At 67.2% G+C, this 18,997-nt stretch carries 14 protein-coding genes and 1 pseudogene; 6 read left to right on the top strand and 9 right to left on the bottom strand.

What is annotated here, in order from left to right; all coding sequences use genetic code 11:
- Positions 1–66 precede the first annotated feature (66 nt).
- Genes ACH4TV_RS08660 through ACH4TV_RS08650 form a run of 3 tightly spaced genes read right to left on the bottom strand, consistent with a single transcriptional unit; the run spans position 67 to position 3,236 of the window.
- Positions 67–981 (bottom strand): carbohydrate ABC transporter permease, encoded by a 915-nt coding sequence (locus tag ACH4TV_RS08660; protein ID WP_398395679.1) that lies wholly within the window; start codon positions 979–981, stop codon positions 67–69.
- Positions 981–1,865, bottom strand: a complete 885-nt coding sequence (locus ACH4TV_RS08655) for a carbohydrate ABC transporter permease (protein ID WP_398395678.1) — start codon at positions 1,863–1,865, stop codon at positions 981–983. Before ACH4TV_RS08655 ends, ACH4TV_RS08660 begins: the two co-directional genes overlap by 1 nt.
- A gap of 42 nt (positions 1,866–1,907) precedes the next feature.
- Positions 1,908–3,236: an ABC transporter substrate-binding protein gene (locus ACH4TV_RS08650; RefSeq protein ID WP_398395676.1), complete on the bottom strand. Its 1,329-nt coding sequence runs from the start codon at positions 3,234–3,236 to the stop codon at positions 1,908–1,910.
- A gap of 428 nt (positions 3,237–3,664) precedes the next feature.
- On the opposite strand from ACH4TV_RS08650, the gene ACH4TV_RS08645 reads away from it, so the two are divergent.
- From ACH4TV_RS08645 to ACH4TV_RS08630, 4 genes are all read left to right on the top strand, one after another.
- Complete coding sequence (locus ACH4TV_RS08645) at positions 3,665–4,678, top strand: hydroxyacid dehydrogenase (protein ID WP_398395674.1); 1,014 nt, start codon at positions 3,665–3,667, stop codon at positions 4,676–4,678.
- A gap of 330 nt (positions 4,679–5,008) precedes the next feature.
- Positions 5,009–7,960, top strand: a complete 2,952-nt coding sequence (locus tag ACH4TV_RS08640) for a Tat pathway signal protein (RefSeq protein WP_398395672.1) — start codon at positions 5,009–5,011, stop codon at positions 7,958–7,960.
- Positions 7,961–8,065: 105 nt separating this feature from the next.
- Positions 8,066–9,217 (top strand): LacI family DNA-binding transcriptional regulator, encoded by a 1,152-nt coding sequence (locus ACH4TV_RS08635; RefSeq protein ID WP_398395670.1) that lies wholly within the window; start codon positions 8,066–8,068, stop codon positions 9,215–9,217.
- A gap of 194 nt (positions 9,218–9,411) precedes the next feature.
- A complete protein-coding gene (locus ACH4TV_RS08630) occupies positions 9,412–9,999 on the top strand; it encodes a response regulator (protein ID WP_398395668.1) in 588 nt (195 codons plus the stop codon).
- Positions 10,000–10,029: 30 nt separating this feature from the next.
- On the opposite strand, the gene ACH4TV_RS08625 is transcribed toward ACH4TV_RS08630, so the two are convergent.
- The 3 genes from ACH4TV_RS08625 to ACH4TV_RS08615 all read right to left on the bottom strand — a co-directional run bounded on the left by ACH4TV_RS08625 (position 10,030) and on the right by ACH4TV_RS08615 (position 12,727).
- On the bottom strand, positions 10,030–10,386 hold the full coding sequence (locus ACH4TV_RS08625; RefSeq protein WP_398395666.1) for a hypothetical protein: 357 nt from the start codon (positions 10,384–10,386) through the stop codon (positions 10,030–10,032).
- Between the two features lie 224 nt (positions 10,387–10,610).
- On the bottom strand, positions 10,611–11,627 hold the full coding sequence (locus tag ACH4TV_RS08620; RefSeq protein ID WP_398395664.1) for a DNA-directed RNA polymerase subunit alpha: 1,017 nt from the start codon (positions 11,625–11,627) through the stop codon (positions 10,611–10,613).
- A 254-nt stretch (positions 11,628–11,881) separates the two neighbouring features.
- The gene (locus ACH4TV_RS08615; RefSeq protein WP_398395662.1) at positions 11,882–12,727 is read right to left on the bottom strand and encodes an alpha/beta fold hydrolase; all 846 of its coding nucleotides are present in this window, start codon (positions 12,725–12,727) and stop codon (positions 11,882–11,884) included.
- A 182-nt stretch (positions 12,728–12,909) separates the two neighbouring features.
- Between ACH4TV_RS08615 and ACH4TV_RS08610 the strand changes: the two genes are divergently transcribed.
- On the top strand, positions 12,910–13,404 hold the full coding sequence (locus ACH4TV_RS08610) for a Rieske (2Fe-2S) protein (RefSeq protein ID WP_398395660.1): 495 nt from the start codon (positions 12,910–12,912) through the stop codon (positions 13,402–13,404).
- Between the two features lie 143 nt (positions 13,405–13,547).
- On the opposite strand, the gene ACH4TV_RS08605 is transcribed toward ACH4TV_RS08610, so the two are convergent.
- On the bottom strand, positions 13,548–14,819 hold the full coding sequence (locus ACH4TV_RS08605; RefSeq protein ID WP_398395658.1) for an MFS transporter: 1,272 nt from the start codon (positions 14,817–14,819) through the stop codon (positions 13,548–13,550).
- A 353-nt stretch (positions 14,820–15,172) separates the two neighbouring features.
- On the bottom strand, positions 15,173–16,003 hold the full coding sequence (locus tag ACH4TV_RS08600; RefSeq protein WP_398395656.1) for a hypothetical protein: 831 nt from the start codon (positions 16,001–16,003) through the stop codon (positions 15,173–15,175).
- Between the two features lie 285 nt (positions 16,004–16,288).
- Between ACH4TV_RS08600 and ACH4TV_RS08595 the strand changes: the two are divergent.
- Positions 16,289–16,911: pseudogene (locus ACH4TV_RS08595) on the top strand (tyrosine-type recombinase/integrase); the annotation flags it as partial.
- An 833-nt stretch (positions 16,912–17,744) separates the two neighbouring features.
- Here the strand turns inward: ACH4TV_RS08595 and ACH4TV_RS08590 are convergent.
- Positions 17,745–18,356 (bottom strand): cytidylate kinase family protein, encoded by a 612-nt coding sequence (locus ACH4TV_RS08590; RefSeq protein ID WP_398395655.1) that lies wholly within the window; start codon positions 18,354–18,356, stop codon positions 17,745–17,747.
- Positions 18,357–18,997 lie beyond the last annotated feature (641 nt).

The raw sequence follows: 18,997 nt of genomic DNA, 5'->3' as shown, positions 1-18,997 counted from the left end.
CGTAGACCGGGACGGCACGGTCGACGCGCCTTGGCACACGACACGTCAACATGCCCTGGAACAAGGTCACTTGAGGGCCCCCAGCGTCACTCCGGACCGCCAGTAGCGGCGCATCGCGACCATCATGATCGCCATCGGCACGATGGACAGAAGGGCCCCGGTCAGTACCAGGCTGGTGAGGTCGACGCCGGACTCCAGGCGTTTGCCCGACCAGTTGTACAGGCCCAGGTTGAGGGTCCAGTTCTCCTCGCCGCGCAGCACGGTCAGCGGCAGGAAGAACGCGTTCCAGGTGTTGACGAAGGCCAGCAGGAACACGGTGGCGCCGCCGGTCGTCATCATCCGCAGCACGATGCTGAAGAAGATCCGCAGCTCCCCGGCCCCGTCGAGCCGGGCCGCCTCAAGGAGTTCGAAGGGGATCGTCGCCTCGGTGTACACCTTGGCCAGGTACACGCTGAACGGGTTGATCAGGCAGGGGATCAGCATCGCCCAGGGGGTGTCGACCAGCCCGATCTCCGAGAACAGGAGATACAGCGGGAGCGTGAGCAGCGCGATCGGAATCAGGAACGACCCCACGACGCACGCGAACACCACCCCGCGCCCGGGGAATTCGAAGCGGGCCAGGCCGTAGCCCGTCGCGAGCGCGATCAGCGTGCCGCCGAGGGAGCCGACACCGGCGTACAGGAACGAGTTGGCCGTCCAGCGCAGGAAGATGCCGTCCTCGTACGTGAACAGCTGCTGCAGGTTGTCCCACAGGTGCCAGCCGGAGAACCACAGGCCGTTGGACTGGTAGAGGCCCGTACGGTCCTTGGTGGCGGCGATGATCAGCCAGTACACCGGGAACAGGCTGTACGCACTGGCCAGCACCAGGCCGACCAGGACGAACCGCTGGCCGCCGCGCGACCTGCCGGCGGGGTCCGGGCGGGGCAGACGTCGCACGGGGGGCGCCGGGGGCTTCTGCGCGCGGTCCTCGGTGAGCGTCATCAGTCGACCTCCTTCGAAGTCAGCCGGTAGAAGAGGAAGGAGGCGACGCCGAGGATGAGGGCGAGCAGGACCGACAGGGCGGCGGCGTAGTGGTAGTTGCCGGCGTTGAACGCCTGGTTGTAGATGATCATGATCGGGGTGAAGCTGTCGTCGACGGTCTGCGGTGTCACGTTCCGGAACAGCGCGGGTTCATTGAAGATCTGCAGCATCTGGATGACCGAGAGCAGACCGGTCAGGACGAGGGCTCCGCGTACGTACGGGATCTTGACGCTCAGCGCGATGCGCGCCTCCGAGGCCCCGTCCAGGCGCGCGGCCTCGAACAGTTCGCGGGGGACGCCCTGGAGCGCCGAGTAGATGATCACCATGTTGTAGCCGATGCCGTGCCAGGTCAGCAGGTTGCCGATGGACGGCCAGACCATCGAGGGCGCGAAGAAGTTCCAGTCGAAGCCGAGGAGTTCGCCCAGCGAGGTCAGCGGCCCCACCTCGGGGCTGTAGAGGTTGATCCACACGAGCGCGGCGACCACACCCGGGATCATGTACGGGACCAGCAGCATGATCCGGAACCTGCTCGCTGCTTGTGAGGTGAGCGCGTCCAGGCACAGGGCGAGCAGCAGGCTGACGGCGAGCATGAACGGGATCTGCACGCAGGCGAAGAGGAACACGCGGAGCACGGAGTTCAGGAACGCCGAATCGGTCAGCCCCTGCTGGTAGTTGTCCAGCCCGACGAACTTCTCCGTCGCGCCGCCCAGGCCCAGCCCGGACTGCTGCTGGAGGAACAGCGACTGGTAGACCGCGTAGCCGATCGGGATCAGATAGAGGAAGACGAAGCCGACCTGGAAGGGCACCGTGAAGGCGGCACCCTTCCAGCGCTGGGAGCGAATCATCGTGAGGTGCCTCAGCCCTTGACGCTAGTTGTCTCAGCCGTTTCAGCTCTTGACGCTGATACCGCGGGACTTCAGGTCGTCGACCGTCCACTCCTGCATGTGCGCGAGCAGGTCGGTGACCTTCTGCTCCTTGTTGATGACCTTCGCCCAGCCGCTCGCCAGCTCCGTGTACATCGCCGTCCAGTCCGGTCCGAACGTCCAGTCGGTGGTGACGGTGCCCAGGCTGTCGGTGACGATCTTCTTCGCCGGTTCGTAGTTCGAGCCGAGCAGCTTGTCGGAGATCGCCTCACCGACGTACGACTGACTGTCGGCCAGCGCGGGCAGCACGCCGTTGCCGGTGGTCGGGCTGGCCATCGTCTTGACCGCGCCCGTGTTCGTGGACATCCACAGCGCCGCCTCGGCCGCCTGCTTCTTGTTCGCGCAGTCCTTGGTGACCAGGTTCAGGTTGCCGGTCAGGTTGGTGCCGGCCGGGGTCTTGGCCGCCTCGCCGGTGAACGTCGGCCACGGTGACAGCGCCCAGTCGCCGAAGGACTTGGTGAAGTTCTGCACCATGCCGGCCATCTGCCAGGTGGAGATGGACCGGGTCGCGGTGCCGCCCTCGTCGTAGTTGCGCTGCACGGCCGCGTAGTCGGCGAAGGACAGCTTGGAGTTGAGGTCGTTGTCGACGATGTCCTGGATCACCTTCGCGGCCTTGAGGCTGCCGGCGTCCTGGAAGTCGATCTTCCAGGCGTTGCCGTCGATGGCGTACCAGTGCGCCCCGGCCTGCATCGACAGCACGACCAGGGTGCTCGGGTCCTCACCGGCGTAGTTGGTGATCTCGATGTCGTGCTTCTTCAGGACCTTGCCCGCCGCGATGAACTCGTCCCAGGTGGCCGGGGTCTTCAGGCCGTACTTCTGGAAGATGTCGGTGCGGTAGATCGTGAACTGCGGCGCCGAGCTGGTGGGAACGCCGTAGACCTTGCCCTGCACCTGCGCACCCGCCCAGGCGCCCGCGTTGAACTTGTCCTCGCTGGAGCCGACGTACTCCGTGATGTCGGCGAGCGCGTCCTGCGAGACCAGCGTGGTGACGAACTCGGCGGTGTTCTGCGCCAGACAGGGGGCGTCACCGGCCTTGAGGGCGTTGGCCAGGTTCTTCTGCATCGTCAACTGGTCGGTGACCTTGGTGTACTTGAGCTGGACGTCCTTGTGCGACGCGTTGAACGCCTTGACGACCGCCTCCTGACCGTTGGCCCAGCCCCAGTACGGGAGGGTCACCGGCCCCGAGGACCCCGAAGCGTCGTCCCCGGAGTCGGACCCGCCGCAGGCCGAGACGGTGAGCGCGAGAGCGCAGACGACTCCGGCGAGTGCGGGGCGCCTGAATCTGACGGACATGAGCGTGCTCCTTAGGTATCACCACGGGGGAGGGGGAGGGAGGGGACGCTGGGCGATGTTCGACGGTTAGCGAGAGCGGGGGATGTAACCGTTTGCCGTGCTGGACGGTAGGCCGCGGGTGGCCGAGAAGGCAAGAGGTCGCGAGATTCCTGTTTCGCGCACCTTGCTCGCAGGTTACCGGCAAGCATCGTTGACCTGGCCTTTTCGCTTTCATATCAGTTCGGGAAAGTGGCAGTCGCGACCTCGCGCTCCCCGCAGGGGCATTGACCGACTCGGACAGCCGGTCCTAGCGTGGAATACGTTTACATCTCTTGTTGCTCGTCGCTGCTCGTCGCTGCTCGTCGCTGCTCGTCGCTGTGCCCCGCTCTTCCACGCTGTTCGTCGTTCGCCGTGCGCTTCCGCACCGAAGCAGGAGTCCCATGCCCCCCATGCCCACGTCCCGTCTGCCGATCGCGCTGTTCGCGATGGACCCGGTGCACCTGCCCGAGCTCTTCCCGCCCGCCCAGATGGAACGGCTGCGGGAACTGGCGCGGATCGATCCCACGCTGGTCGTCCAGGACTTCACCGACCCGGGGGCCGCCGCCGCGCTGGCCGAGGCGGAAGTGCTGATCACCGGCTGGGGCTGCCCGCACATCGGCGTGGACGTGCTGGCCGCCGCACCCCGGCTGCACACCGTCCTGCACGCCGCGGGCAGCGTCCGCAGTCTGCTCGGCGACGCCTTCTGGGAGCGCGGGCTCACCGTCTCCAGCGCGGTACAGGCCAACGCGCTCCCCGTGGCCGAGTACACGCTGGCCGCCGTACTTCTCGCGGGCAAGGACGCGTTCGGGCTGCGCGAGCGCTTCCGCCGGGAGCGGGTCTACCCGGCCCCTTTCGAATACGCCCACGTGGGCAACCTCGGCCGGCGGGTCGGCGTGATCGGTGCCTCACGGGTGGGCCGCCGGGTACTGGAACTGCTGCGCCCCTTCGACCTGACGGCCACGTTGTACGACCCGTACGTGGACGTCGACGAGGCCAGGGCGCTGGGCGCGACGTCCATGCCGCTGGAGATGCTGCTGCGCACCAGCGACATCGTCACCCTGCACGCCCCGGACATCCCGGCGACGTACCGGATGCTCGACCGCGAACGGCTCGCCCTCATCCCCGACGGCGGCGTCCTCATCAACACCTCCAGGGGAGCCCTCGTCGACCACGACGCGCTCACCGCGGAACTCGTCTCCGGCCGGCTCTGCGCGGTGCTCGACGTCACGGAACCGGAGCCTCTGCCCGCTGATTCCCCCCTCTACGACCTGCCCAACGTCTTCCTCACCCCGCACATCGCCGGGTCGCTGGGCAACGAACTCGCGCGTCTGGGGCGGACGGTGGTCGACGAACTGGAACTGCTCGGCGTGGGGCTGCCGCCTGCTCACCGGGTTCAGCAGAGTGATCTGGCGAGGAGTGCCTGAGGTTCTCCGGGTTCGTGGGGGTCGCCAGGTGCTCCGGGTTCTTCGGGTTCTTGGGGGTCTTTGAGGCTCTTCGGTCGCGGGCGCTTCGCGGCTCGCGTGTGGGCGGGGGCTGTCGGCTCACGGCTGTGTGCGGAGGGGGAGGGGGAAGGGGGCGGGGCCTTCGTGCCTTCGCGACTGGCCGCCCGACCTCGCCCCCGTCAATCAGCCCAACTCCGCCCAGCCCAACCCCCGTCCAGTCCAACCCCCGGCCCGTCCAACCTCACCCCGTCCACCTCGCCCGCACCGTCCCGTCCAGCCCGCCCCGCCCCTGACCTGGAAGGAACCACTCGCATGTCCGAATCCCTTCAGCGCAGATCCCTACTCAAGGCAGCCGCAGTCACAGCCGGTGCCACCGCGGGCGTCACCACGTCCGGCTGGCTGTGGCAGGCCGACCCGGCCCGGGCCGAGGGCGCCCCCACGGCAGATAAGGCAGCGCAGGCAGGTGCCCTCGACACCCTGATCCTGGGCGACCCCGCGTCCGAGACAGCGCACCGACTGACCGCGACCCTCTCCGACGTGATCGGCGGCGGACAGGGAGGCGGACCGGCCGGAGGGACCGAAGACGGGATCGAAGACGGAATCGGCGGCGGACTCGGCCAGACCGCCCGCGTGCTGAACCCGAAGGAGACCGCGAGCCCCTGGGGCGGCACCCTGACGGCGACCATGGCATGCAGGCCCAAGGGGCCCACCTATGTGACGGTCAAGCTGTGGGGCTCGGAGTCCGGCACGGACCTGGGCCGGCTCCACCTGTTCGCCGAGGGCAAGCAGGTGGGCCACTACCATCTGGGGGCCGTCGATCCCCTGGACATCGCCGACGCCGACCGGCGCAGCACGGGCCGCTTCTACTTCCACACGCTGCCACTGCCTCCCGAACTCACCGCAGGCAAAACCTCCGTGAGCGTGGAGGTCCGGTCCATGGGGTGGATCCCGGTCTACGCCCAGACCGCGGACACCTACTACCGCGCGATGACCCGCCCGACCCGGGGCATCTACCGCCTCTACACCCACCCCGAGCCGTACTTCACCCTCACCGAGGACGACATCACCGGCGCGCTGCCGCCCGTCCCCGAGGTGCGTACCGGTGGCCCCGGCCGGGAAGTGCTGGACGCGATCGAGTCCCGCGTACTCGCCCAGGTGACGGCCGAGACCAACCGCACCGGGCCCCAACTGAGCATCTGGTACCTGGACTTCCTGGCCCGCGCCTACCTGATGCCGTCCACCACCGCGTACCGGAACAGGGCGGTACCGCTCCAACTGGCGAACAGCCTCGACGCCATCTACTGGAAGTACGTCAACGACCCCAAGCTGATCGAGGCGAGCTCTCCCCAACAGTGGATGGGCCTGGGCCGGATCGGCCAGTTCCTCATGCAACTGCGCGACGAACTCACGCCGTTGCTCGACGAACCGGTCATCGGCTCACCGGGGACGATCTCCAACTCGGGCTTCGAGTACGGCACAACGCTCCCGACCGGCTGGCGCGCGAACACCTGGTCCGGCGCCGGCACCGCCACCCGCGACACCACCGTCTCCCGCACGGGCGGCACCGCCTCCGCGAGGTTCGCGATCCCCTCGGCCGGAGTCGTCGGCCTGATCCCCGTCGCCAAGATCCCGGTGGACCAGGGGACTTACACCTACGGAGCCTGGGTCAGGACCGAAGGCGCGGCAGCCCAGGGCGCCTACCTGGACGTCCTCTTCTTCGACGCCGCCGGGAAGCTGGTCGGCGGCGACAACAAGTACTTCGCGTCCGGCGGTACCCATGACTGGGAGCAGGTGACCGCCACGCTGCCGACCCCCGCCACCGCCACCCAGATCGAGGTCCAACTCCGGCTCCAGGGTGCGGGAACGGCCTGGTTCGACGATCTGACCCTCACAGCGCCGAGCGGCGCGTCCCCTCGCCCCGTCGTCCGCCGGGCCGCGTGGACGAAGATGCTGCTGGACAGCCGCGAGTACTGGCGGCAGAACATCCCCCAGTACACCAACCAGGCGATGATCTGCGCGATCGGCCTCTACCTCGCCGACCGGGGCCTGACCGTCCTGGGCTCCGCCGACGCCTGGGGCGAGGAGAAGGCCCGCGGTCACCTCTACCAGGCGGTCGGCCTGACCCCGTGGCTCGGCCCCGAGGACGCCGACGGCACGCCGACGAAACCTCTTGGCTCCACGTACTACCAGGTCACCAAGGCGGGCATCACCAAGGAGCTCGGCTACGCCGGCAACTACGGCGAGGTCCAGGCCTGGCTCACCAAGATCTACGAGGCGGTCACCGTCTTCGGCGGCGTGACGGACGACAGACTGCGCGACCACCTCGTCAGGATCGCCAGGACCCGCGGGGTCTTCCGCTATCCCGGCCTGGACGCCGACGGCTTCAGGACGATGCGCTGCGAGTCCGTCATCGGCTGGCGCGACCCGGTCTACCCCGGCAAGAGCACCTACGACCAGGACCTCAGCTGGGACGGCCACCCGACCCAGTTCGCCGCCGCGGTCAAGGACCCCGACCTGCTCGCGTACGCCCGCCAACTGACCGCCGACAACCAGCTGTTCCCGGTTCTCAAGGAGGCGTACGACCGGGGCTCCGGCGACCGGATGAACCTGAACCTGCTCACCATGGCCGCCGACCACGCCACCGTGACCGGCGCGAGCGGCGGTGGAACCCCGCTGCCCATGACACCGGGGCAGCCGGACCTCGTCTTCTCCGACGAGGAGAACGGCGTGGTCGCGGTGAAGTACGGCGAGGAGATCCTCTACGTGTCCTTGTACTGGCGGGCCCGCTGGGGCATCAACCGCCTGGCCCGCGTGCACCACATCACCCCGGCCGGCATCGAGCGCTCGGCGACCGTCCGGCAGGACGTGAAGTACGTCCCCGACGGCCGCGCCCACACCGAACCCGACTGGGTGAACTGGGAGTTCGGCGTCCCCGACCTGCCGATCCCCGGCGGCGGCTTCCCGCCCCCGGGAGACACCCTGCACCAGGCGTACGCCGGTCAGGTGCTGCCCCTGGCCAAGGCCCCCTCGGACGTGGCGGACTCCCCGCTCGGCCACGAGACCCCGTACGCGGGCCGCGCCTCCTTCTACCGGTGCCGGTACGGCCCGTACCTCATCGCCATGAACACCACCGCGAACCGCACGTACACCTTCACGACGAAGGGTTTCGGCGCGTCACGGAACCTGGTCACCGGGGGCAGGGTGGGCGGTGACGCGGACGTGTGCGTGAAGCCGGGCACGACGGTCGTGCTGCGGCAGCGGTAGGACACGCGGCCTGAGTGGTTGAATATGTAAACGTTTTCACATGGATGGGAGGGAGTTACCGCATCGCCGCCGATCGGCATACCGGTGATGCAGTAACGTCGGATCGTGACGGAGAACGGAACCGAAGCCCAGAAATCGGGCCCTCGCGCCACCCCGGGCAAGCGCAGGCGGAACGGGGCCGACGGCGACCGGCCCAGCACGATCCGGGACGTCGCGGCCCAGGCGGGCGTCTCGGTGGCAACCGTTTCCAGGGCGCTGGCCGGCAGCCACCCCGTCTCCGCCGCGACCCGGGCCCGCGTCATGGCGGCGGTCGAGTCCCTGCACTACGTGGTGAACGTCCACGCCAAGGCGCTGTCCGGCGGAGTCGCAGGCCCCGTCGCCCTCGTCATGGAACAGATCATCGGCCCGTCGTTCGCCGATGTGGCCGCCGGAGTCGAGCAGGAAGCGTCCTCCCGGGGCCGGTTGAGCCTCGTCTGCACCACCCACGCCGACCAGGACCGGGAACACGACCTGGTGCAGCTGATGCGGGAACAGCACGCGGCGGCGGTCATCCTCGTCGGCGGCGCGGTGCTGGACGACGCGTACCACGAACGCATGGCCGAGTACGCGCGGGCGCTGGACGCCGTCGGCTCCCGGCTGGTGCTGTGCGGCCGGCCGCCCCTGCCCGGCGACCTGCCGGTGACCGTCGTGGAGTACGACAACCGGGGCGGCGCCTTCCAGGCCGGCGACCACCTGCTCACCGCGGGCCACCGCCGCATCCTGTACCTCGGAGGCGACCCCGCGATGAGCACGGCCGAACAGCGCCGGGCGGGCTACCTCCAGGCGCTGCGCGCCCACGGGGTGCCGTACGCCGAGGAGTTGGACGTCCCCGGTACGTACACCCGCGCCTCGGGCTACGACCGGATGCGGGACGCGCTGAAGGCGGACCTGGACTTCACGGCGGTCTTCGCGGGCACCGACATGGTGGCCACCGGGGTACTGGCGGCACTGCGCGAGGCGGGCCTCGACGTCCCGGGCGACATCTCCGTCATGGGGTTCGACGACGTCCCCTTCGCCGCTGACCTCTCGACCTCACTGACCACGCTCCGGGTGCCATACGAGGACCTCGGGCGCACCGCGGTACGCCTGGCGCTCGACCGGGAACGGCGCGTCACGGGCGGCGATCACGTCATCCTGGGCACCCAGCTGGTCATCCGCCAGTCGGTACGCCCACCGCGGCCGAACCGGGCGGGGCGGGGGCGGCGGGCGAGGGCGTGACGGGGGAGCGGCACTGCGCCTCCGGCCCGTCCTCGGGCTGTCGGACCTGCCCGAGCTGGTCCGGACGGCCGAGGAGGCCGGCGTACGAGTCGAACTGCGGTCCCTGTGCGTGGAGGAGCCGCCGGACGACCAGGCGCTGTTGCGCGGGAGCTTCCGCCTCCTCTTCGACTCGCCCCCCGGACTCGACCCCCGGCATGAAGGCGATCGGAGAGGCCGGAGACGGCGCCACGGCGGTACAACTCGCCCGGGAACTCAAGCCGGACGTCGTCCTGATGGACCTGCGGATGCCCGTCATGGACGGCATCACGGCCACCCGGGAGATCTGCTCCGACGAGACGCTGACCGGTGTACGGGTGCTGGCCCTCACGATGTTCGACATGGACGAGTACGTCTATCCGGCCCTACAGGCGGGCGCGAGCGGCTTCACGCTGAAGGACGTCTCGCCGTCCGACCTGGTCGCCGGCATCCGGGTCATCGCCACCGGCGAGGGCGTACTGGCCCCCACCGTCACGCGGCGCCTCATCGCCAACTTCTCCCACCGCGACGAATCAACCCGAGCGGCCCCACGCCTCGTCGGGCTCACCAAGCGGGAGCAGGAGGTACTCGTGCTGATCGCGAACGGCTTGTCGAACGCCGAGATCTCCGCCCACCTGGTGATCAGCCTGCCCACCGTGAAAACCCACGTGAGCAGCCTCCTGGCCAAGCTGCACGCCCGCGATCGCGTCCAACTGGTCATCATCGCCTACGAAAGCGGCCTCGCAGAGCGCGGAATGCCGACCTGAGCCGGTGCCGGTGCACGGTCAGGCACTCACCTAGGACGCCTTCTGCGACGCCCGCGTCAACAGCAGGGCAGCGGCCACCGCCCCGACGGCCCCCGCGGACAGGTAGCCGCGAGAGGAACGCCACGACAGCACCGACCACTGCGACTGCGCGGACAACAGGGACCCCGTGCTCAGCACTGACCCGACCGAGACCCGCGACAGGGCGGAACCGATCGAGCCGACCGACAGAGCGCTCCCGATCGAGCCGACCGACAGGGCCGAGCCGACCGACCCGATGGACAGCACCGACCCCACCGAGCCGATCGAGAGCACCGAATCACGCGACCACAAGGACAGTACGGAGCCCGAGGAGTTGCACCGCGTCGACAGTTCGGAAAGCTTGGTCATGAGGCCATCTTGCCCCCGAACCCCACGGGTCGGACCACGTTCGGCCCGACAGGGCGGGGGCGGGGGCGGCGGCAGAGACATTCACGGCTGATTCAGGATGGGATTCAGCCGGAGCCGCGCCACGAGACCGTGCAGTGGGCCAAGCTGTCCCGCACGGCCATCGTGGGCGTTTCCTCTCCCCGTACGCGAAGTGCCTGCATGACGGGCGCGACGCGGCGCGGGGTTCAGTACTGCTCGGTCTCCAGGAAACCCGAGTCCGCTTCGTTGTCCACACCGATGGCCGCAGCGGTCGGGTCGAACCCGGGCGGGCTGTCCTTGAGGCCCAGACCCATGTCGGCGAGCTTCGCCTTGACCTCGTCGATCGACTTCGCACCGAAGTTGCGGATGTCGAGCAGGTCGGCCTCGGAACGAGCCACGAGCTCGCCCACGGAGTGGACGCCCTCGCGCTTGAGGCAGTTGTACGACCGGACAGTGAGGTCGAGCTCCTCGATCGGCGTCACCAGATCGGCGGCAAGAGCGGCGTCCACCGGGGACGGGCCCATGTCGATGCCCTCGGCGTCGATGTTGAGCTCACGGGCGAGCCCGAACAGCTCGACCAGCGTCTTACCGGCAGACGCCATGGCGTCACGGGGACGCATGGCCTGCTTGGTCTCGACGTCGACGATCAGCTTGTCGAAGTCGGTGCGCTGCTCGACACGCGTGGCCTCGACCTTGTACGTGACCTTGAGAACCGGCGAGTAGATGGAGTCGACCGGAATACGACCGATCTCCTGCCCGATCTGCTTGTTCTGCACGGCGGAGACGTAGCCGCGACCGCGCTCGACGGTCAGCTCCATCTCCAGCTTGCCCTTGCCGTTGAGCGTGGCCAGGACGAGGTCGGGGTTGTGCACCTCGACACCGGCCGGCGGCGCGATGTCGGCGGCGGTGACGAGACCGGGACCCTGCTTGCGCAGGTACATGACGACGGGCTCGTCCTGCTCGCTGCTCACGACGAGCTGCTTGATGTTGAGGATGAGGTCGGTGACGTCTTCCTTGACGCCCGGCACGGTCGTGAACTCGTGCAGGACACCGTCGATCCGGATGCTGGTGACAGCCGCACCCGGAATCGAGGAGAGAAGGGTGCGGCGAAGGGAGTTGCCGAGGGTGTAACCGAAGCCCGGCTCCAGCGGCTCGATGATGAACCGGGAGCGGAACTCGTCGACGACCTCTTCGGTCAGGGACGGACGCTGAGCAATCAGCACGAGGTGTTGCCTCCAGTGGTTAGGCGCCCGCTATGTGACGCCGTAGACACATGAAGGGTACGGGTGATAGGTGCGGCACGGCCGCCGCAGAGGCCGAGCCGTCCGACTCCAACGCTGCGAGACTCCTCACACCGCCGCCCTCACGGCCGTATCTTCCCTGGTCACGGCCGGTTTCCAGGCGCGCAGGACAGCCGGACAGACATGCGTGACTGGCAGAGTGTTCGTCCCCTGTGCCTGGCCGATGCGTCCCGGCATCAGTGCCCGGCGCGGTCCGCGAGCCAGTCCATGGCGGCCCCGCCGGCGCTGAGGACGGAGATGTGCCCGTCGTCCGGGCGCAGTCGCAGTTCTGCCGCGGGGCAGCGGCCGGCGAGCCACTGGCTGTGCGAGCTGGGCACGACCCGGTCCTGGCCGCCGTGCAGGAACAGGACCGGCGCGACGACCTGCCCGGGGTCGAATCCCCAGGGCGCGACGTAGGCCAGGTCGTCGTCGATCAGCCCACCCGAACCGGCCTCCACGGCCGGACCGACGACGTCGCCGAACCAGGACCACTCACCAGAGAGTGCGGCGTGATCGGCCGGGGTGAACATGGCCGGGTCGTACGCGGCACCCGCCTCGTACCTCTCCTTCGCCGCCCGCCCCTCGCCGGCCGCACGCAGGGACCTCACCCCGGAGTCCGTCATCCCCGCGAACCAGTCAAGCCCTTCGGCGCCGAAGGGGGCCGGCCCTGCCACGCTGACCACGCCGAGGACACGATCCGGCAGCAGCGCACCGCATGCCAAGGCATGCGGACCGCCACCGGAATGCCCCATGACCGCGAACCGATCGATGCCCAGCGCATCGGCGATCGCCGAGACATCGGCGGCCACCGACCCCACGTTCCGACCTGGGCGAGGAGTCGATCCCCCATACCCGGGACGGTCGTACGACACCCACCGGATGCCGAGCCGGGCCGCGGCCGCAAAAAGGGGCTCGGGCGGCGCCCCGATGTTCGGCGTCCCGTGATGCCAGAAGACGACGAGGCGCCCGCCCGAGTTACCCGAGCCGGTGTCGTAGACATGCAGTCGGCGTCCATCGCCCAGCTCCAGATCACTCTCCGTCACACCGCCACCCCTGACTCCGGAACTCCCGCCCCGCACCCACATCGATAGCAAAGCGACAGCGCGCTTTTACTCATCTCTGGGCTGGAACAGGTCAAGATCTCGACACGGTCTGGATCGCGGGCGATCGTCTCCTTTCCCCGATGTGCAGACCGACGAAACGTGCCAGCGAAGGGAACGTCAGCATGACCAGCGAATCACTGCAGCGCACCGGGGCACCGGCCCGCCGTACCATCGTGGCGGCGGCCGGAGCAGCGGGGCTCGCCGTTGCGCTGACCGCGTGCGGGTCGGACGACAAGTCCTCCGACTCCTCCTCCTCCTCCTCGAACACCCCGGCCGACGCCGGTGCGAGCGGCGGCGACGCGAGCAGCAGCCCCTCGTCCGGCTCCGGCGGCACGGCCCTCGCCAAGACCTCCGACATCCCGGAGGGCGGCGGCAAGATATTCAAGGACCAGGGCGTGGTGGTCACACAGCCGACGGCCGGCACCTACAAGGCCTTCTCGTCCAAGTGCACCCACGCCGGCTGTGCGGTGTCCAGCATCGCCAACGGCGTCATCGTCTGTCCGTGCCACAACAGCGAGTTCTCGGTGGCCGACGGCAGCGTGAAGAAGGGCCCCGCGACCCAGGCGCTGCCCGCCGAGGAGATCATCGTGAGCGAGGACTCGATCACCCTGGCCTGACGCCCGTACGCCGAGGTTCATCGCGGAGCTGTACTCAGAGGCTTCGGACGGGAATTCGAGCCGTTCCGCAGCAGTGAGAGAGCAAGAAAGAGCGGGAGCCAGTGAGACTGACTCCCGCTCTTCCCTGTCGGCATCCGCCCAGCTCAGCGCTTGATTCTTGCTGGCTGTGTGGCGCGTGCCCCCGACAGGCTTCGAACCTGCTCGGCGGGGCTGCTGTCCACCGTCCGGCCGGATCCGGCCTGACGGCCCTGCTCCGCAGGCGGCAGCATCCGCTCGGTGAGCAGTACCGCGAACGAGGTGACGGTCAGCAGCCCGCCCACCAGGAACGTGGCCCGCACGTCCCAGGCGGGCAGGACGAGGCCGCCGAGCAGTGCCCCGCCCGCGATCCCGGCGTTGTAGGCGCCGGAGTTGGCCGCCAGGGCGATTTCGGTACGGCCGGGGGCGAAGCGCAGCATCTGGCTCTGCGTGGCCATGAACACCGGGCCGAGTGAGCCGCCCAGCAGCACCAGGCACGCGACGGCTCCGGCCGGGGCGCTGCCGAACGCGTACAGGCCCAGCATGCCGGCCGCCTGGGTGGCCACCGGTAGGGCCAGTGTGCGGCGCGGGTAGCGGTCCAGGAGCGGCCCCGCGATCGTCACACCGACCACACCCGCGATGCCGGAGACCATCAGCAGAGCGCTGACGGAGGTGTCGGAGAAGCCGCTCACGTCACCCAGGAACTTCACGAGGTACGTATAGCCCGCGAACGCGCCCGTGGCGGACAGGGCGGTGGTCGCCAGCACGATCTGGAACCGCCGCTTGTCGGGTGCCGAACCGTAGGCCGCGTGCCCCTCCTCCGGGCGGGACGTCGGGAGGAGAACGGCAATCGTGACGAGGGAGACCAGCCCCAGCCCGGCCAGCACGACGAGCGGGACCTGCCACGCGCTCTGCTGGCCCAGCCACGTACCGAGCGGGACACCCAGCACCAGGGCCAGCGAACCGGCCACCGACAGCACCCCGATCACTCGCCCCCTGACAGCCGGTGCGAACAGGCCGACCGCCACCGGCCCCATCACCGCCCAGAACAGCGCCTGGGCGAGTGCGGTCACCAGCCGGGCGGCCATCAGCAGCCAGTAGCTGGAGCCCAGGGCCGAGACCAGGCTGGACAGGACGAGCGCCGCCAGCAGCACGGTGAGCACATGGCGGCGCGGCATGGACCGGGTGGCCTGTGCGAGAGGCAGGGAGACCAGGGCGACGGTCAGCCCGTAGGCGGTGACGAGATAGCCCACCGCCGAGAGTGACACCTGCACATCGTCCGAGATGAGCTTGAGCAACCCGATCGGCAGGTTCTCCGCGGTGTTGAACGTGAACGCGGCCAGCATCAGGGCCGCGAGCACGGCCAGCCTGTGCCAGCGAGCCGACGGTGCCGTTGCCATGCAGCCTCTTCCCGCTTGCCTACGTCGACCACACTCCGATTGAACATACGCACAACTCATCTGCCTCGTGCCCCACTTGAGGCCACGTTGGCCGAGAAAGCCGTGCTGCGGACTCATCTCTTCGAGGTGCTGGAGGCGAAAAGTCCACCTACTCCGATCTGCGGGCAGCGGCCATGCGGACCACCGAGGTTCGCTTCGCACTGGGCCACTCAGTCGACCAGGTCATCCTGGTCTGCGCCGCCGAGCCGGCGGAGCAATGGGGTCTGGAGACCGTTGAAGGCGCCTTTTGTGGCGGCGAAGCACTCGTGGAACCTTGGCGGGATGTCCGCAGCGGTGTCCGAGAGTGCGTCTCTTTACGGGAAGCCGCCGGGTTGGTCCTTGGCCCACCACAGGAAGGCGGCGGCGTGCTGCTGGTTGGCGAAGCCTTCGCCGACCAGGGTGCGCAGGACGTTGTTGCTCCAGAGGATGAGCCGCCCGAGGGTCCAGTTCACCGACTCAGGTGCGGGCAGCTCCAGGCCGTAGACCATCCGCGCGATCTCGCGCTTGCCGCCCGCCTCCGTCGTGTACTTGAGGATCGTCAGGAACCGGTCGGGCTGCATCACGCAGAGAACCCTTGTGAGGAGGGCTTCTTTGAAGCCGGTCATGGCGAACGACGTCGCGCCCGTCAGCAGATGCTGGAGGCGGTCCTCGATCGGCATGTCGTCAGGCCCGTACAGGAGGTACTCGATCGTCTTGCGGGTCGCCTCTCCGGCCGCGGTGTCGCCCATGCTGTTCCAGGCGGAGTTGAAGGTGGCCTGGTTGCCGGGGCGGGCTCCGACATCGGAGTTGGCGAAGTCCTTGAGGAGCCTGGGGTCGCAGGTGCGCAGCCCGTCGGGAGAGAAGATCTCCTGGTACTTCGCCCAGTAGGCCGCCACCCCCGGGTCGAAGTCCGGCCTGGTGGCGAGGTATTGCGTCTTGAGTCGGGCCGCGCGTTCCAGCACCTTGGGCTCGACGTCCTCGGGTTTCGGGAAACGGGCTTTGAGGTCGTTGAAGGAGTGGGACGGCATCGTCTTCTGGGCGACGGGCGCCCCGTGTTCCCATGCGTAGCCGCACCGGTGTTTGACGACGCGTCGTCCGTCTTCGAGGGTGCGGACCACCTCGATGTCCTCGTCTTCACTGCACAGCGGGCACATGGCCAGCCCCATGGTTTCCCCCCGTTTCAACGGTGGTTGCGTCCCACCGTGCGCCAGCGCCCTCTTCGCACCAGGGCCGCATTGTCGCATCTGGCCTGGGTGGGCGGGATGTCGTGTCAGTCAGTCACCCAGATCACAGGGGGCACGTGCCGGCCGAGAGCGCGTACGTCCATGACCGTGCGGCCACCGTCGGGCAGTTCCACGTGCGGGCCCGCGATCGACCGTTCGAGCAACGTCGGCAGTGTCTGGGCCCCGAAACGGCAACGCCCCACCAGATCAGAAGGAGAGTGCGGGCACTACGTCGGCACATGGGACCGAAAGAAGGGCCGACGCCTGGTGGGCTTCTTCGCGGTCATGTATTTCGCAGGGCTCCGGCCGAGTGAGGCTGTGGGCCTCAGGAAAGCTGATTGCTTCCTTCCAGAGAAGGGATGGGGCGTTCTGACGCTTCACGACACGTACCCCGTGTCGGGCAAGCAATGGACAGACAGCGGAGAACGCCACGACAAGCGCGGCCTGAAGTCGAGGGAAGCCAAGGAAGACCGGCCGGTCCCGATCCCCCCGCCTCTCGTGGCCATGCTCCGCGCCCACTTGAAGGAGTTCGGCACGGCCAAGGATGGGCGGCTCTTCACTAACGAGCGGGACGGTCTCGTGGGCAGCAGTACCTATTGGCGCGTCTGGCGAGACGCCCGGCGTATGCCCTCCCACCGGACTTTCAGGCGTCCGTCCTCGGAGGCCGGCCGTACGATCTGCGCCACACATGCATCACGACGTGGTTGAACGCTGGCGTGCCCGTGGCTGAGGTTGCACGTCGGGTTGGCAACTCACCCGAGGTGATCCATCGAGTATACGAGGGCTGTATTTATGGTCAGGAAGACGCCATGAACAGGAAGATAGATGCGGAACTAGCCTGGGAGAGCTAGAAGGGGCGCTAGAGGAATGAAAGTACAGCTGCAGCCGGAAGGTTATCCCCGGCTGCAGCTTCGTTCGTGCGGGTTCACAACCTGACGGAAATTTCTACTTGCGTGTCAGTGACTAGGAAACCATTTACGTGAACCTTAATCACCGACATGAAGTCGTCGCCGTCTACTTGGCGCGCTATATCAAGCAAGGGTGAGCGATCAGTAGCTGCAAGAACGGCCCCCTCTGTGCCAATCCCGTGTAGACCCACAAACATAAGGAGGGTTCGTTTCTGGGATTGGTAGTGGCGGAACGGATTGGCGGACTTGATGATCAGTGCATAGTCGACCACTAGTGATCCTGAATCCGGGTCGTACTCTGGTGCGAAACTTCTGCCGTTCAGTTGTATGGACCGTCCGATCGGATCCAGATGTAACCCTGGAGGGTTAATGGATCGGAAAGCCCGAGCGGCTATTGCATTGGCTTTCCCGGAGCCGAAGATGATGAGATTTTTTGAGCGTAGTTCATCGTCGGAAACGTCAGTGTTTACGCGAAAGTAATTCTGTGTCCTGAACCTTTGCAGGAGAGCAGTTGTTTTCACTAGGGCTCGGACCTCGCTCGCGCTGCATCGTGGCGCGTCGTGCGCATTAGCAACCGTTGTTCTTGCAGAAAGAATAATGAGACTTTCTGCTCGAAATTTTAGGGCCTCTGCCCAAATTTTTCTGTAGCGTCTGGCTCGGATTCTCCAAAGTGTAATCGCCAGTGTAGCGACGGTCAGGGAATATAGCAGACTTGAGGTGACTCCCGTTACTATGGAGAAAGCGGTGCCCACTAGTATCCTTCCCGAGTTTTTGACTCACACACTGAGAGTCTCCTTCATTGCTTGCTTTACCTCTCGCAGGAGGAGAGAAGAAAACTCGTTTGCTCGTTGCTCGGAATGGATCGTGGGCGAATCTACATAATATTCAGTGCTATCTAGGATGCAGTCGAATACTTCCGGGTTCGGTCCATAAGTGAACCCGTAGAGTTTTTGGAATCTGTTGCGGGAATCTTGGTCTTTCCTGTCGACAATTTGCGCGTAATGCTGCAATGAATGTCGCTCTGAAATTGGGTGAGGCGACCGCGCCTTTAGATGTCTTGTTCTCTGGTCGCATGCAAGCCAGATCTTGATTGCGGACCTATCTGCGAACCAAGGCAAGGCCCATGAGTCAAAGACTGTATGGTCCAGCCGGCCGATGAGCTCGGTCATCTCTGTATCCAGGCGCCGGTCTACCTCGCTCCGGTCGCGCAATTGCGTTACGGCTTCGAAGCCGTCGCCCCAGATCTCGTGACGCGCCCCTAGAGGAACTCCGAGTCGGTCAAGCAGGATCTGGGAGGCGGACACATAGTCGAAACCGAGCTGGCGCGCCAGGTCCAAGCCGAATTTGGTCTTACCGCTCGCGGTCAGGCCTGAAATGACGATGTTCAAGCTGTGGGCTCCTTGGCTCGCTCGCAGGTGTCCGTATCGCAGTGTGGCTTGCTGCTCCGCAGAAGACAGCATGCGCTCGATGAGGCGGTATCAGAGCCATGCTGATGCTTGATCTGCTGTCGTCTACCCAAGTGGAGGATGGGCGAGACATGGGTGCTACTCGACGAAGACATCTATCGCAGGTCTATCGCGGCCAGCGCGCACCAACGACAAAGAGCGGGACCCAGTGAGACTGGTTCCCGCTCTTCATGCTTGGCACTTGCGCTGGTCAACCGCATGATCTGACTGGTTGAAGCGAAGTGCCCCCGGCAGGATTCGAACCTGCGCACACGGCTCCGGAGGGCATGCTTCGTCGACCTTCGATCCTGCCTCTGACCTGCGTGAACTTCTCCGCGAGGTCGAGAGTGCGTGCCTCTCACGCGCCACTCACTCGGAAGACAGTCCATGGCGAGGGGTGGAGAGATCTGAAGGACCAACGCTGGCGTCGACTGCGCCCGGCGGCGCTCCGCCAAGGGAGCCGTCAACGCGCTGCCGGAAAGGCCACGCGGCCAGCCTCCGTGGTCAGGAGCGGCTGGCTGTTCACGGGTGCTTGAAGCGTTGCGAGGTCATGCCAGGCCTCCCAGGTCAACTGCCACAGGTTG

This window comes from Streptomyces sp. NPDC020898, assembly GCF_044333925.1.
In the GTDB taxonomy this organism is placed as follows: Bacteria; Actinomycetota; Actinomycetes; order Streptomycetales; family Streptomycetaceae; genus Streptomyces.
The sequence above is the reverse complement of the archived record's forward strand: the minus strand, read 5'-3'. Positions and strand labels throughout refer to the sequence as shown.